14 protein-coding genes and 1 pseudogene are annotated in these 15,429 nt (G+C 57.5%); 1 reads left to right on the top strand and 14 read right to left on the bottom strand.

Annotation, left to right across the window (positions count from 1 at the left end; all coding sequences use genetic code 11):
* Positions 1 to 27 precede the first annotated feature (27 nt).
* From ppc to BM059_RS07670, 13 genes and pseudogenes are all read right to left on the bottom strand, one after another.
* Complete coding sequence (ppc, locus tag BM059_RS07730; RefSeq protein ID WP_083413243.1) at positions 28 to 2,781, bottom strand: phosphoenolpyruvate carboxylase; 2,754 nt, start codon at positions 2,779 to 2,781, stop codon at positions 28 to 30.
* Positions 2,778 to 3,959: a glycerate kinase gene (locus tag BM059_RS07725; RefSeq protein ID WP_074937790.1), complete on the bottom strand. Its 1,182-nt coding sequence runs from the start codon at positions 3,957 to 3,959 to the stop codon at positions 2,778 to 2,780. The genes ppc and BM059_RS07725 overlap by 4 nt, the downstream gene beginning before the upstream one ends.
* Positions 3,960 to 3,971: 12 nt before the next feature.
* Positions 3,972 to 4,913 carry a D-2-hydroxyacid dehydrogenase gene (locus BM059_RS07720; RefSeq protein WP_074937788.1) on the bottom strand — a complete coding sequence of 314 codons (942 nt, stop codon included), beginning with the start codon at positions 4,911 to 4,913 and terminating at the stop codon, positions 3,972 to 3,974.
* 39 nt (positions 4,914 to 4,952) lie between these two features.
* Entirely contained in the window at positions 4,953 to 5,333 is a 381-nt protein-coding gene (locus BM059_RS07715; RefSeq protein WP_074937785.1) for a VOC family protein, read from the bottom strand.
* Complete coding sequence (locus BM059_RS07710) at positions 5,330 to 6,307, bottom strand: hydroxymethylglutaryl-CoA lyase (RefSeq protein ID WP_074937784.1); 978 nt, start codon at positions 6,305 to 6,307, stop codon at positions 5,330 to 5,332. Before BM059_RS07710 ends, BM059_RS07715 begins: the two co-directional genes overlap by 4 nt.
* A gap of 14 nt (positions 6,308 to 6,321) precedes the next feature.
* Complete coding sequence (locus BM059_RS07705) at positions 6,322 to 7,512, bottom strand: CaiB/BaiF CoA transferase family protein (protein ID WP_074937782.1); 1,191 nt, start codon at positions 7,510 to 7,512, stop codon at positions 6,322 to 6,324.
* A gap of 77 nt (positions 7,513 to 7,589) precedes the next feature.
* On the bottom strand, positions 7,590 to 8,525 hold the full coding sequence (locus BM059_RS07700) for a LysR family transcriptional regulator (RefSeq protein WP_074937781.1): 936 nt from the start codon (positions 8,523 to 8,525) through the stop codon (positions 7,590 to 7,592).
* Between the two features lie 202 nt (positions 8,526 to 8,727).
* Complete coding sequence (locus BM059_RS07695; RefSeq protein WP_074937779.1) at positions 8,728 to 9,075, bottom strand: MBL fold metallo-hydrolase; 348 nt, start codon at positions 9,073 to 9,075, stop codon at positions 8,728 to 8,730.
* 507 nt (positions 9,076 to 9,582) lie between these two features.
* Positions 9,583 to 10,152: a hypothetical protein gene (locus tag BM059_RS07690; protein WP_074937970.1), complete on the bottom strand. Its 570-nt coding sequence runs from the start codon at positions 10,150 to 10,152 to the stop codon at positions 9,583 to 9,585.
* A gap of 254 nt (positions 10,153 to 10,406) precedes the next feature.
* Positions 10,407 to 11,552, bottom strand: a complete 1,146-nt coding sequence (locus tag BM059_RS07685; RefSeq protein WP_244154388.1) for a GGDEF domain-containing protein — start codon at positions 11,550 to 11,552, stop codon at positions 10,407 to 10,409.
* A gap of 497 nt (positions 11,553 to 12,049) precedes the next feature.
* Positions 12,050 to 13,011, bottom strand: a pseudogene (locus tag BM059_RS07680) (GNAT family N-acetyltransferase).
* A gap of 84 nt (positions 13,012 to 13,095) precedes the next feature.
* Positions 13,096 to 13,536, bottom strand: coding sequence for a DUF2383 domain-containing protein (locus tag BM059_RS07675; protein WP_074937774.1), 441 nt, complete (start codon positions 13,534 to 13,536; stop codon positions 13,096 to 13,098).
* 73 nt (positions 13,537 to 13,609) lie between these two features.
* Positions 13,610 to 14,074 (bottom strand): ferritin-like domain-containing protein, encoded by a 465-nt coding sequence (locus tag BM059_RS07670; RefSeq protein WP_074937772.1) that lies wholly within the window; start codon positions 14,072 to 14,074, stop codon positions 13,610 to 13,612.
* A 387-nt stretch (positions 14,075 to 14,461) separates the two neighbouring features.
* On the opposite strand from BM059_RS07670, the gene BM059_RS07665 reads away from it, so the two are divergent.
* The gene (locus BM059_RS07665) at positions 14,462 to 14,875 is read left to right on the top strand and encodes a CopD family protein (RefSeq protein ID WP_074937770.1); all 414 of its coding nucleotides are present in this window, start codon (positions 14,462 to 14,464) and stop codon (positions 14,873 to 14,875) included.
* A gap of 79 nt (positions 14,876 to 14,954) precedes the next feature.
* Here BM059_RS07665 and BM059_RS07660 read toward each other — a convergent pair whose 3' ends face one another.
* Complete coding sequence (locus BM059_RS07660) at positions 14,955 to 15,413, bottom strand: DUF2231 domain-containing protein (RefSeq protein ID WP_036999516.1); 459 nt, start codon at positions 15,411 to 15,413, stop codon at positions 14,955 to 14,957.
* Positions 15,414 to 15,429: the final 16 nt, after the last annotated feature.

Raw genomic sequence — 15,429 nt, 5'->3', positions numbered from 1 at the left:
GATGGGGTACTTCAGTTAAACAAGGACTCAGCCGCTGTTGCGTAGACCTGAAGCGATGCCATTGATGCTCAGATGTACGCCAATACGCAGTTGGCGTAATTCTTCAGCCTCAATCCCTGGCTCACGTGTACGGCGCAACAATTCGACTTGCAGCTGATTCAGAGGATTGAGATAGACGAGCCGACTATTGAGGGATGCGCTTGCACCATCATCTTGCGAGCCGTCCTCATACTGGCTTAACCATTGAACAGCTTTGCTTGTCAGCAGGTGCTCAGCTTTGATTATGCCGTGTAAGCGCTGGGCGTATCCGTGTGCAGAAATCAGGTCGACATAACGTTCGAATATCGTCAAGTCGACCTTGGCCAGTACCATGCGCAAGTTGGCGAACATTGATTGGAAGAACGGCCAGCGGCGCAGCATCGCGATCAATTGCTGGTCACCTTTCGCCCCGTGCGTTTCGCGGTAAGCCGATATGGCACTGCCGAAACCGAACCAACCGGGCAGGATCAGACGACATTGAGACCAGCTGAAAACCCATGGAATCGCGCGCAGATCCTGAATGTTCATGCTGTCGCTGCGTGCAGCCGGACGACTGCCGATGTTGATACGACCTATTTCAGTGAATGGGGTGGCATTGCGGAAGAACTCGGCGAAGTACGCGTCTTCGTGCACCAATGAACGATACTGGCCGAATGCATGCTCACTGAGCACTTCAGCCACATGATGGAACTCCTCATAGGCATCATGCTCGCCGGGTAGACAGCTCGCCTCTAAAGTGGCGGCTATCAGTGCTTCGAGATGACGAAGCCCTGCGTCGGGATCCGGATATTTGTTGCCGATGGTTTCGCCCTGTTCGGTCAGCCGTAGCTGCCCCATCACCGATTTATTCGGCTGGGCCAGGATCGCGGCGCGGCTAGGCCCGCCGCCACGACACACAGAGCCGCCTCGGCCATGAAAGAAGCGCACCTTGAAACCTTGCGCTACACAGGCGTCACGCAGTGCACGTCCTGCTTTATGCAGCTCCCAGTTGGCACTCAGGAATCCGCCGTCTTTATTGCTGTCGGAGTACCCCAGCATGATCTCGACCCAGCCGCCGCGTTTGTCCAGCATGCTGCGAACCAGTGGTAAAGCCAGCCATTGACCCATGATTACCGGAGCACGGCGAAGGTCAGCAATGGTTTCAAAGAGCGGCACGATGTTCAGGCTGCACAAGCCGTCATTCATGCAGCCAGACTCGCGAGCGAGTAGCAAAATTTCGAGAAGATCCGAGACAGAGCGGCAGTGCGAAACGATGTGATTTTCAAGGGCCTTGCTGCCGTAGTCATGCTGAATACGCGCAGCCATCGTCAGTACATCGAGTTCGCGCTGTGTTTTCGACGACCAATGATGGTGAGTATCCAGTACCGGCCGAGCGGTATTTAGCAAACCGTCAAGGAGACTCACCTTGCCCTCCTCGCTGAGCTGCGAATAGTCGTCGCATATATCGGCATGCGCGAGCACTTCACAAATCACCTGCTCATGAACGTCGGAGCACTGACGCAGGTCGATCGTTGCCATATGAAAACCGAAATGCCTGACGGCCTGTACAAATGACGCCAACCTTCCCTGCGTAACATGGCCAAGTCCATGCTGCTTCAGTGAGTTGTGTATTGCCTGAAGATCGTCCAGAAAGTTCTCTGGGCTGACATAGGACAGCGACGTCGAATTACCGCCCAAAAGACGCTCTTGAGTGGCATGGAGACGCACTTGGATGTGTCGCAGCGCGCGCCGATAGGGCTCATCCTGGTGGTGTGCGGAACAATCACTGGCGACCTCAGCGAGCGCGCGCACCTCCTCAGTGACGGGGCTGCGTGCATCGCACAACGGTAATTCGCGAACCAGATGAGCGAGCTGCTCCTGGTAATGACAAAAAATCAGCTCCGCACCGCTACGGACCGCATGCGTCAAGGTCTCAGCTGTCACATTGGGATTGCCGTCTCTATCCCCTCCTACCCAAGATCCAAGCCGGACCAGTGGCTGTGACGTCTGCCCGAGGTGGTGAGATGCAAGCTGCTGACAGGCAGGTACAGCTGCAAGCAATGTGCGCGGGAAATAAGCCAGAACGTTATTGATTTCGTCCTGCACGGTAAGTCGTGTGTTTCGCAGTAGTCGTGTGCGCCACAGAACTTCAATGCTTGCATGCAATTCGGCTTGAATCGCGTGAAGCTGGGAAGGCGTCAGCTGTTCGCGGCTACGACGCTGCAAAAGGTCGGTAATGCGACGTTCGACATCGATCACGCTCTTACGCTGCACCTCAGTGGGGTGTGCCGTCAGAACGGGCATGACTTGAGTTTCATGCAGGCGCTCGCGGATCTGCGCCTCGGATAGGCCGGCGTCCCGCATACGTTGCTGCAGCGAGCCAAATAGGGATAGGTCGTCCCCCTGACGTATTTGTCGCTCGCGTACGTTTTCACTTAGAGCTACATCATCTGCGACGTTACCCAGGTGGATAAAGTAGGTGAATGCGCGCAGGACAACGATCGCGTCTGCAGCTGAAAGGGTTCGGAGCAAGTCAGTCAGCGCCTGCTGATCTTTAGACTGGCCGTCACAGTGAATTTTCAAGGTCAAGCGACGTATGTCTTCAATCAGGTTGAACAGTCGCTCACCTTCTGCCTGATGGATAACCTGCCCAAGGATACTACCCAGCTCACGCAGCAGAAGACGCGCACGCTCACCAGCATCTGGCATCCCATCACGAGCCTGAATGAGCACTTTTCGAGCATGGAATGGATTAATAGTCATGGAAGACTCCTGGCCTGCCGCGAATGACGATGCACAGCGCCGTAAAATGATGCGAGATGCGAGCTGGCTTGCTCGAGAAGCTCAGCAGCATTCGCGATTGCAAATGCCAAAGGCGACGGATGAGGGACGATGGAGAAACAACCATCGAAGAGACCTTCGAGATCCTGCGCGTCCTGAATTGCACCGCTCAACAGCGATACCGGAACGCCTTGCGTCTGGGCCAACGCAGCAATATGAGCAGGTCCTTTTCCCAAGAGGGTCTGTCGATCGGAGCAACCCTCTCCCGTAATGACCCAGTCGAAGTCGGCCATACGCTTCGGCAAGGCCAGGCAGTCCGATATAAAGGTCGCTCCCGGCTGCAACTCAGCACCGAGCAGAGCCAAGGCGAAGCCCAGCCCCCCTGCTGCACCCGCACCTGCTGCAGCACTGTAACCAGCCCCCCAAAAAGCTTCACATCGCTCGGCAAATCGTCCAAGACAACGGTCAGCGCTAGAGAGGTTGGTAAAGCCTTTTTGTGCACCGAAGACCATGCTGGCACCCTTAGGGCCAGTCAGTGGGCTTTCCACATCGGTGAGCGCAATCAGGCGCAGCTCGCTGAGCCAGTGATGGTCGGTGCGACGATCAACCTGAGTAATCTGGTCGAGGGTGTCGAACGTGGGATGAAAGCTACGCCCCTGAGCATCGTAAAAATGCAACGCAACCTCGGAGAGCAAACCACTACCCGCCTCCATCGTGGCGGTTCCGCCCAACCCAAGAACGATGGTTCGCTCGCCACGCTCATGGAGCAATCTCAACGCCTCACCGATCCCTCGTGTAGTTCGCAGTTGTGGAGCAATCCGGGCATGGGGCAAACCAACGATGCTGGCCACATCCAGGATCGCGAATGCACCTATTGAACTGTCTCGACAACTGGCATAAGCGACCACTCTTGGCTCACCGTTTCCATCGGTGACCTCAAGCGACGCCCATTGTCCATCCAGTGCGCTTGAAACAACCTCGGCACTCCCCTCGCCGCCATCGGCTATGGGTAGCTGCGTAATCGAGCAGCCCGGCAGCATACGAGCTATCCCACGTGCCATGCACGCCGCTGCTTCTATCGCATCCAGACTGCCCTTGAATGAGTCAGGTGCAACCAGGATGCGAAGCTCATCAGCAGAATGTCGGGTAGTGAATGACATTCGAGCCCCCTGTCAGGACACCAGATTGATCGGGTTTCCACTGGCAAATGCCGAGAGGTTTTCGGTGATGGCTTTTGCCAGGGCCTGCAAGCTGCTTTGGCTAGCCCACGCCACATGAGGCGTGACGATCAAATTGGGATGCATGAGATTGAGCAACGGCTGAGTGGCCGCTGGAGGTTCGCAGACAAGGACATCCAACGCAGCACCACCTAGATGCCCACTGCGTAGGGCCGCAATCAGTGCCTGCTCATCGATCAAAGGACCTCGCGCGGTATTGATCAACAAGGCGCCAGGACGCATATGCGCCAGTTCGGCCTCGCCAATCAGCGCATGCGATTCAGGTGTCAGCGGGCAATGCAGACTGATCACATCGCTGTACTGCAGAACCTCATCAAATGCCACATATCCAGGCCGCACATCGACTCGGCCACGGTGCTCGGCAAAGAGCACCTGCATGCCGATAGCCTCGGCCAAACGGGCAGTCGCCTGTCCTATTGCACCTTTGCCGATGATGCCGAGCACGGCGCCACGCACATCCTGAACCGGCTGTGCATGCACACAAAAATGCAAGGATGAAGACCACTTGCGCAGCGCAGCGTCGCGGTATGCAAACAACTGTCTGCGTAAAGCAAATACAGAGGCGATGACGGATTCCGCTACGCTCTGTGCCGAATACGCCGGGACGTTTGCGACAGCAATGCCCAGATCACGGCAGGCCGCAACATCGACGCAGTCATAGCCACTTGCAGCAACGCAGATGAACCGCACATTAGGCGATTGCCGCAACGTCTCGCGCGTCAGGCGAACCTTGTTGGTGATGACGATATCCGCACCGGCAAGTGCGCGCAGCAGATCTGCAGGCAAGGTCGCGGGACGGTCATTCCAGCTGCTTACCCAGGCTGGACGTGACAGGCTCAGAGGCAGGCTGTCGCTGTCGAGAAACACTACATTCATCAGAGAAACCTTCGTCAATCGTTAAGCACGCGGTTGAGCTCAGCCAACCAGCTCGGAAATCTCGATCAAATTAAGATCGGGATCACGCAGGTAGATCGAACGAATCGGCCCCGTCGCACCGGTGCGCATCACAGGCCCCTCGACAATCGGCCAGTCGAGTTTCTGAAGGTGCTTGATCACTTCATCGAGGGAATCGCTGGCGATGAAGCAGAGATCCAGAGCCCCAGGTACAGGCAAGTGCGCTTTAGGCTCGAATTCACGGCCACGGACATGCAGGTTGATTTTTTGATTACCGAAACAAAACGCGATTCGACCGTTACCGAAGGTCTCCAGGCGCATGCCGAGTACCTGGGTGTAAAAGTGAGTGGTCGCTTCAGGGTCACTGGCGGTCAATACGAGGTGATCGAGGTGGTCAATCATTGCGAGGCTCCTTGAGTGATACCGGCGGAAACGGCGACCTGTTTATCCATCGAGTTGACATGCGCAGGTACCGGGTGCAGATCAAGACGGCGTCCAGCTCGCAGCACTTGGCTCGGCACTTCGTGACCGACCAAAGCAGGCAAGCGTGCGGCGACACCCAACAAGCGGGAAAGGTCGATCCCGGTGTCGTACCCCATCAAGTCGAGCATGTGCAGCAAGTCTTCAGTGCAAGCGTTGCCACTCGCCCCAGGGGCATAAGGGCAACCACCCAGCCCGCCGAGAGAGGCGTCGAAGCGGTCGATGCCCGCCGCGATAGCCGCCAGCACATTGGCTTGAGCCATTCCGCGGGTATTGTGGAAGTGAAGGGTCAACTGCAACTGGGGGAAGCGTGCCCGTACTTGCCGACACAAGCGCTCGACTTGGCTCGGGTAGGCCATCCCGGTGGTATCACAAAGCGTCACACCGCGAACGTTCAGTTCGGCGAAACGCTCGACCCAGCGAAGCACTTCGTCATCGGTAATATCACCCTCCATCGGGCAACCGAAGACAGTAGAGAGCGAGACATTGACCGCCACAGGACTCTGACCAATGACCTGGACGACCTCGCGCAGTTGTTCGAAGGAACGCTCTCGCGTCATGCGTAGATTTGCACGGTTGTGACTTTCGCTCACCGACATCACCAAATTGGCTTCATCGATAGCGCACGCCAGCGCACGCTCGGCACCCCGAACATTTGGCACCAGAACCGTGTATTCCACCTCGGGGTTACGGCTGATGCCGTGCATGACAGCTTCAGCATCCCGCAAAGCCGGGATAGCTTTGGGCGAGGTAAAGGAAGTCACTTCGATCTTGGCGTAACCGCACTGACTGAGCTCATCGATCAGCGCAATCTTGTCGGCCGTTTCGATGAATGTCGCTTCATTCTGAAAACCGTCGCGGGTGGCGACCTCCTGAAAATAGAGGCGTTGTTGCATGGTAGAAGTCTCCGTCAGATGATGCCGCGTTCACGCCACTCGGCGCGGGTTTCAGCAGGAATGTTCAGCTCGCTCAACACTTCATCCGTGTGCTGCCCTAAGGTGGGAGCAGGGCGACGAATGCTTCCAGGGGTACTGGACAGCTTGGGAACGATGCCGGGCAGTGTGATAGGCGTACCATCCGGCAATTGACCGGGCAGGAGCATGTCACGCGCCTGGTAGTGCGGGTCACTGGCGATATCGGCCGCGTCATAAATCTTTCCGGCGGGAATACGCGCTTCGTGAAGTGCTGCGAGCACGGCCTCAAGATCACGCTCTGCAGTCCAGGCGCTGATCGCCTCGTCGATGGCATCGACCCGAGCGACGCGACCATCATTGGTCGCAAGTGCGGGATCCTCAGCTAGATCCTGACGGCCGATCATCTCCATCAGCCGCTTGTAAATACTGTCGCCATTACCAGCGATCAGCGCGTAACGACCATCCCGGCAGCGATAGGCATTACTGGGAGCGATCCCTGGGAGACTGCTACCGGCCGCCTGGCGAACGACGCCAAAACGTGAGTACTCTGGCAGCAGGCTCTCCATCATGGCGAATACAGATTCATACAGCGCCACATCGATCTGTTGCCCCACTCCGCCGTTCTGATCTCGCTGACGTAAGGCAAGCAATACCCCAATGACACCATGCAGCGCCGAAAGGGAGTCACCGATGGACACGCCGACCCTCACAGGAGTGCGCCCCGGCTCACCGCTGAGGTGACGCAACCCTCCCATGGATTCGCCGATCACACCGAACCCTGGACGATCACGGTAAGGACCACTCTGCCCGTAACCTGATACACGCAGCATCACCAGACGAGGGTTAAGCGCATGCAGTGATTCCCAGCCCAGCCCCCACTTTTCAAGTGTGCCCGGACGGAAGTTCTCGATCAGCACATCGGCGTCCGCGACCAATTTGCGAACTACGTCCTGCCCCTCGGCCTGCCGCAGATCAAGGGTGAGAGAGCGCTTATTGCGTGACTGCGCAGCCCACCAAACAGACGTGCCTTCGTGCAGCAAGCGCCATTTGCGCAGCGGATCGCCCCCCTCCGGTGGCTCCACCTTGATGACCTCTGCACCGAAGTCGGCGAGCATCTTGGCCGCGAAGGGACCCGCGATCAGTTGACCCAGCTCGATGACCCTTAGGCCTTTGAGTGGCATGTCCATTTCCCATCACCCTTGTCATAAGCGTTGTGATGGGTTGATGGTCGATCAGTCAGGCCAGAGTGAAAATGTCAGGTTCTTCAACGACCCTTTCCAGAATGGAAAGGGTCTGTAGGGAGTGCGGCCTGCCCCAGGTAATCCCACAGTTTGCGAGCCTCCGGCTGCAGAGCATCGGCTGATTTGACACCCAGCCAGAGCGTCCGAACGGCCCAAGGATCGCTGAGCTGTACCGCACGCAAACCCGCGCCAAGCAGTTCGGCGCGCACCGCTATCTCCGGCAGAATACCGATACCCAAACCCGCTTCGATCATCCTGCAGATAGCATCGAAGCTACTGACCTGGATACGTAAGCGAAGGATCTTCTCGGCTGCGACAGCGGCATCGGTCAGTCGTCTAAGTAGCGAACTGCCCGCAGCCAGACCGACATAGTCGTAGTCCAAGGTATCGGCGAAACTTGTCCGCTCTACCTCAGCCAGAGGATGACCAGGCGGAACAAGCAGAATCAGTCGATCCTGGCGGTAAGGCAAACGCTCTAGCCCAGGAGCGGGCACGTTATCCGCAAAGACTCCGATATCAGCTTTACCATCCTCCACTGCCTCGACGATCTGCTCACTGAGCTTTTCTTCAAGACCAATCCGCACCTGGGGATGTAAGGCGAGAAAGCTGGCGATGTCCCTGGGCAGAAACTGCACTACAGCGGATGTATTAGCCCACACACGCACATGCCCACGCACCCCAACTGCGAAGTCGCTGATATCGGACGCCATACGGTTAACGCCTTCGAGGATGGTACGAGCATGCTCAAGCAGTCCCTGTCCGGCCGGGGTCAGCTCCAACCCACGCGGCAGACGCACGAACAGTGCACAGTCGGCCGTACGCTCCAGTTCCGCGATACGTTTGCTAACAGCAGAAAGCGTTAAGTGCGCATGTTCGGAAGCTCGCGTCAGGCTTCCAGACTCAGCGGCAAGGATAAACAAGCGCAGAGACTGCAGATCGAAGTGCAAGGGGTTGATCATATAGGTAGCGTTCCTCTCGTTCCTTTGCCCGGCACTATGCATCCTGCACCAGGTACGCTGCGAGACATGGCTAAGCAAAGATCTTCGCCTTGGACACAGCCTAACAAGCTTGAAAGCTAAATGGTAAAAGCCTCTGACCACCACCTAAGCGCAAACGATCTCGTTTGATTGACTGTGTCGCGCGACTAATAGACTATTTGATTCAAAGCTTAAGAGCCTGCGCATAGGAACAGTCACGCAGCAACTCTAATGCACCCTGTACCTGCGCTGACTCTGCGACAAAGGGGTGGGCCTCACCGGGCTGACGCTGCTTGAGCATGGGCAAGCGTTCTCGCGCGCCATCACGGGACGGATGGTTCGACATGAAAATGTCGGCCCCCTGCTCTTTGGCCAATACACGGAAACGCTCGGCCGACGCAGAATACGCGAGAATGCGCTGACGATCCGGGCCGAAGTTAAGTCCGGTACCGCCCCACAAGGTCACTTTATGTTCGACGCCCTGATCATACACCGAGAAGATCAGCGCGCGGTCACGGCAACAGCGCAGCATCCTCGACCAATCATCTTCCGCCTTTCGCGGTAGGCAGTCTGGGACTTTTGGCCGGATTCGACTTGCTTTTTTGATGGCATTGGAAGGCAACTTGGGACTTCGACTGCGCTTTGGAAGGCAATGTGAGACTCCACTTGTTTCTTGGAAGCCAATGTGGGACATCGCTTCTGGCCTCTCCCATCAATAATAACGGCTTGTAGTGGGAAGTACCCTAAAATGCATCGAGCCCACTGATAAAGCCTGCCGTTCAAGGCCCACATTTTTCGGGAGCATTGCCTCTGGGGAAATTCACACGACTGACGCAGCTTTGCCCAACGAGGCTGTAGCACTGAACAGGTAGGCCGGACCTTCTTCCTACTCCAGCTCCGCGCCTAAGGCTTCGGGCACTGATCGACTTTTCAGATTGCCCTAGAACGTGAGTAATCTCCCGCTAGGATTAACTCTTGCCTGCGGCTACCAGTCGGTGATAGCCGGGCATCAGCCAACACCTCCCCCTCTTCGACGCACTTAGTTGGAGAACAGCAACGGCTCGTATGCGTACAACCAGTACAGTGTCTTGCCATTGTCAAAAGTCTTGACCTCAATAACGCCACGATCTTCTGGTAGCCAGGAGCCGTCCCAAGTTCTGCCAGAGTTACTGCTTTTCCACCATTCAGTGATGGGTTTCTGCCATGTTTCAGCTAATATCATCCGATAGACCGACCGGCTTCTAGGCTTTTCAGCAGTAAACTTCTCCAGCACCGGCGCAAGGTTTTCGGCGTTCATACGCTGCAAATCGACAATTAACTGCTGGGCTTTCTCAGGTTTGTACAGACGCTTACACTCGACGAAGAGCGCCCGATCCTTATCGAACAACATGCAATCGATACGATAGTCATAGCGGCCGGTCGCAGTATTAAGGAACGGTACCTCCATGAACGCATAGGCATCGCTGCGCGATTCGAATGCCTTGGCCATCTGGTACGTGAGATTGCGTTCGTTTAGGCCGTTCCGACCATATGAAGGATAAAACTGATCAAGGCTGCTCCCCAGACTTTCAGCAGCTTGGCGGATGACGCGATTGATAACTCGGCTCACCAACTCACCTCACTATTAAATTGCCGCATTACAACTCCCTTGTATAACCAAAATTGCAGAGAGCAAACTAAATAATAGCCACATGCCACCACTCAAAGAGTGTGAAGCGAAGGTGCTTAATTTGCGGTCGAGACGGATGATTTAGGCGAATGCCTCAAACAAGATGTATTCGATGGCGATGCTGCTCTGAGCGAAGCGTCCGGCGGATTACGATTACCCCGGTTTGCAGAATTTGGCTCGCTGTATATGACTCGCTAGACCTCCTGCGCAAGCTCCCATTCGACACGATTGCGCCCCGCCGCCTTCCCCCGATACAACGCCGCATCGGCCTGCTGCAGAAACTCATCGAACGCATGCGCGCTGGTGAATTCATCCGAAACGCCAATGGTCGCCGTGCAGCGAATCGGTTGCTTCATAGCAGTGCCGGGTACTTCGCTTTGTTCAATCGCTGAACGCATACGCTCTGCCAGCTGCAGCACGCCGGCCCTGTCCGTATCCAGGGCGATGACCACGAACTCTTCCCCGCCCAGCCGGCAGATCAGATCGCCCTGGCGAGAGTTGGCCTTGAGCACGTCGGCAACACGACTCAGAACGAGGTCGCCGACGTTGTGGCCGTGGGTGTCGTTGATGCTTTTGAAGTGGTCGATATCGACGATCAGCAGATAGGCCGGCGCGGCCGTGCGGGAGCGGAAGTGTGCGTCCAGGGCATCCATCAGCCCGCGTCGGTTCAGCAGTCGGGTAAGCGGGTCGTGCGCAGCCAGGGTGCGCAGTTCGTCGGTGAGACGGCGCAGCACCAGCCATACCGCGCAGGGCGGCAGCACGGTGGCGAGGAACGACATGTAGATATAGAAGACTTTCTGGAAGCCGCTGCTCATATCCAGCGCCGCCACACCGCCATTGAGGATCATGGCGAACTTCGCGGCATTGAGGATGCAGATACCGGCGATCAGCACGGCGAACACCGTCATTTCGACGTGCAGATCTTTGGCAAAGCTCCGTCGGCCATAAAGCACGGCGACTGTCATGCCCAAAAAGAGCAATACGCAAAAGCCTGCCAACAGGGCATGGCGGGCCGCGTCGCCGAGCGTCAGTTGCACCAGCACCTGCAGTACCGAGTAGCCAGCAGCCAGTGCGAGCAATGGCCGCAGCACTGGGGTTGGGCGGTCAAAGAAGCGCATGGCGCCCAGCAAGTAGGCAACCGGAGCGCAGAGAGTCAGCGTGTGGTTTACGACGCTCATGAAGCCCCAGTCCGGCGGGCCGTCGAGCAATTGCAGGATATAAGCGAGGCCGAGCAGCAGGTTGCCCAGGGCGAAGACTTCCATGCCCATTTTCTTGCCGTTCAGCCGGGTACTGATGAGCAGGAACATCACGCAAAAACACAATAGATGCGCGCAGAGCATGCCGAGGATGACGGAGGTGGTCATAGGACTCGCGTAAGTAGGAGGGACAGCAATAGCAGCCGAGCAAGAACAATTGATGGAAGCACCCGCAACCTGGAATCCCTTCGGCGCTTCTACTGTATTGGCATGGCTATTTAATACTGCAGATCCTAGTCACAGATAACCGGGGAAGCAATGGAAGGGAATATGGCGCGGTGGGGGCTGCCCTTCCCATTTGGGGATCGCCCTGGAGAGAGGGTCGGGTTTTGATCGGTGGTATCTGGATTGGGTAAGAAGAAGGTTTGCGATTGGCTGCAGTTCTTCGGTGGGGTTGAGGAATTCGCGAACAAGTCCTCTCCTACAGGGGGGGGAGGACTGGGCGAGAGAGGTGAATCGGCCTGGGCAAAAAGAAACCCGCGCGGTGCCTACCGGGCGAGTTTCTTTTGCGGCTGCTTGAGAATCCAGATCGAGGCCCCGTTCTATTGGGGCCTGCGTGCCTGATGAGCGAACGCTAGCAATCACAGGTGGAAATCACCCGCTGCCTCCGGTTGGTAAAGCACTTTCCGGATTTCAATTCGGCGGGTCCGCTCGGAGATCCGCCAGTCGATGGCGTCTCCCTCCTGGTAACCGAGGATGGCCGCGCCGATCTCGGAACACACGGAATACTTGCCAGCACTGCTGTTAGCGTCTTCTGGATAGACCAAGGCAACTTCGATCTCTTCGTCGTCCAACTGCAGCAAGGCTCTGGAGTTCATCGTGACGACATTGCACGCCACCTGATCCGGTTTGACGACGATGGCCCGTTCAAGCTCATGCTCGAGCTCAACAACGGCCGGACCTTCCTCGAGCGCGATCAGGCTCTCTAACCTGGCCTTGTCGACCTCAGTGATGTAGATCCCACCTGAGTCGCCAACGGCATCTTCACGCAAGAACTGCAGATAGCGCCCCGACGTCATGGAAAATGTTTTCAAGGTCGGTGTTTCGCTCTCGAGCAGAAAACCGCTGCGCAGAAAAGCTTTCAGCGAACGCTTGTTGTCCGAGTGGATCTTGGCGATGAGTTTCCCGGCCCGCATGTCGAGGAAGGCCAGCTTCATGCCTTCGCGGATCGTGCCTGCACCAAGGTTTCGCCCCCATTTGTCGCTGTCTCCGATGGCCAGGACTATCTCGCAATCTGAGCCGGTCTTGATCAGGCGAACAAAACCCACAGGGGCGTCATACCGGTCGTAGGCCATGAAAAAACGGCCGCCCCGGTTGAATAGATGGGTCAGGATCGGCAATTGCGTGCGATCAATGGCTTGCTCGATGGATCGGCAGACATCGCGCGAATCGCTCAGATAGCGAGTCACGCGCTCATCCTTCAACCAATCCATCAGTGTCAGTGCATGTGCCCGAGTAATTTCTGGGCACAGCGAAATGAAAGGCTTGTTCATCTTCACCGTACTTATCTGTAAGGATGAAAGCCCTTCATGGCTATGGCCATGACGGTTCTTTCGGCAACCGGCTATTTTAAGGCATAACGCGGTCAATGCCGAGACACGGCTTAAAACCTGACAGGTGCCCTCCTCTACGTTTCCAGTTTCGCCCTGACACGACTTTCGAAGTCGACGCTGAGGCTGCGGTGTTCCAGCAACTGCTGACGAAACCGTGGCGACAACTGCTCTGCGAACACCTGCTCGACGCCATGGCGTATCCGCTGCTCGTTATGCAAGGCAGTCCGTATGCGTGTTCGCCCAAGCTCTGGCAGCAGCAAGACAGTAAAGCTTCTCCAACCATGGCGCAGAGCGCCCAGCAGGCTCAGGTGCTGCGCCGGGCGGCCGCCGTAGGTCAGGATCTGTGTGTGCAAGCAGTCGATCAACGCCGAGCATTGCTGTTCGCGTTCGTTGAAAAGACGCTGCTGCTCGGATGTGCTCGCTCTGCCAGCCAGTCGCCGATAACTCAGGCGAGCATCGTGACAGCTCATCAGGAGGTGGTTGAGCTGAGTGAGGGTTTTGTCCAAGGTTGGCATGCAGACGCCTCCCACATGGCTCTCCTGTGCGTGGCAATCACACCGGGTGCGCGCGGCACCCGGTAGATGGAAGTCAGCTCTTGGCGCGTGCAGCGTCACGCATTGCCCTGACTTCGTTGTGATTGCGCAGCACGCCCTGATACTGACGCTCGACCAGCGTGCGGATTTCCGTTGGCAGGTTTTGAGTCAGGGCTTCGCTGTAGCGCTCCTTGGCTACGTCTTCACCGCGCTCGGCTTCGTTGAGAATCGCCTCTTCGTCCTTGCCGGTGATCAGTGATTTCAGGTCGACCCAGCGGCGGTGCAGATCTGCGCCCACGCTGGTGCTGTCCTCGGGCTCACCACCCAGGTGCAGCACGGCCCGTTGCAGTTCCTCCGCCGCTTCGGCGCATTGCCGCGAGCGCTGCGAGAAGAGTTGCTTCATGTCGGGTCGTTTGACGTCTTCGGCGCAGACCTTGAAGCCGGCCTCGCCGTCCTTGCAGGTTTCGATCAGCTTGTTGAGGGTGCGTACCAGATCTTTACGATCGTCTGTGAGAGCCATGAATTGCCTCCGAGCCGACTTAACGGCCATTGCTTGGTGGTATGTCCCGTCGTGGGTCTTACATGGTTCCGACGTACAGACTGCGCTGATCGTTCAGGGAATATTCCTGTCGGCAGTCAGGCTGTGGCGTTCGTCATCGTCCTGACAAAAAGCTTGAACGCAGGGCGAGTCGCGAACTCTTCTACCAGGGGAGCGTGGCGAGGCATCGGTGACAAATCGAGCGCGCCTCTTGCTTCCCCGGGCGGCGGTTCGTTCTTTTCATTCGGGAGGCGACAGCGGCTTGCTCGGCAGAGCAGCCGAACTCACATCCAGCCAGGCAGTCACAACGTCGTGGCCTGCCCTCCAGGGCCACGTGCTCGGAACGAACGGACGCACGGGAGAGCATCGATGCCACTGCTCAAACTGCTGCATTTCATGGCGCTGATCGGCTGGTGCGGTGCACTGCTGTACCTGCCGGCGATGATCGCCGCCAGTGCGCGCAGCAGCGATGACGGGTTCTATCACGACCATGCCCAGCTCACGCGCACGGTCTTCAACCTGATCGCCACGCCAGCCGCCTTGCTGGCCATCGGCTCGGGCACGGTGCTGTTTCTGCGTGAATCGATTTTCGCCCCCTGGCTGATCGTTAAGCTCACCACCGTCGCGGCAATGGTGCTCTGTCACGCCCTGTGCGGCGTGCTGATTCTGCGCACCGAGCGTGTCGCTGAATCTGCGCTACGGCGCGATTGCCTGCTGATCGGCGTGCTGCTCAGCGCGCTGATCGGCGCCACGCTCTGGCTGGTGCTAGCCAAGCCATTCTGACCACGGAGGACGCCTGAACATGCCCGGCCTGCCCTGCTCTCCCTACCTCCCCGTAGTTGGCAAGCCGGAGCCGAGTCGATCAGCGTGTGTCGACGCCCACGCCATGCTCGTACACCAGACGCCCGCCGAGATAAGCCGCCAGGCCGATCAGGGCGGCGGTCAGCAGCGACAGGTACAGCGCCCAGCGTTCCATGCCCTGCTCCGGCCCTGCATAGCGCAGCAGCCAATTCAGCGATGCCAGCGACAGCATCATCACGGCGATGATGGCGTGGCACCAGGCAGTAATCTTGCGTCGGATGCTGCTGACCGTGAGCAGGTCGACCAGCCCGGCAAGGCTGGCGACCCAGCCACCGAAGGCCCCGACGCCCGCCAGCCAGAGACTGGCGCGGGCCCAGAATGGATCTGCCAGCATCAGGTAGGCGATATCCGTCGCCACCAGGCCCAGCAGGGCGGCAACAGGAAAGTGGATCATCATCGGATGCAGCGGGTGCCCGGCAATGGCGGCGCGACTGACGATTACTTCCTTCACTTCGGCCATCCGGGCCTCCCTGATC

It is taken from the genome of Ectopseudomonas composti (assembly GCF_900115475.1).
Taxonomy (GTDB): domain Bacteria; phylum Pseudomonadota; class Gammaproteobacteria; order Pseudomonadales; family Pseudomonadaceae; genus Aquipseudomonas; species Aquipseudomonas composti.
This window is presented reverse-complemented; position numbering and strand designations above follow the sequence as displayed.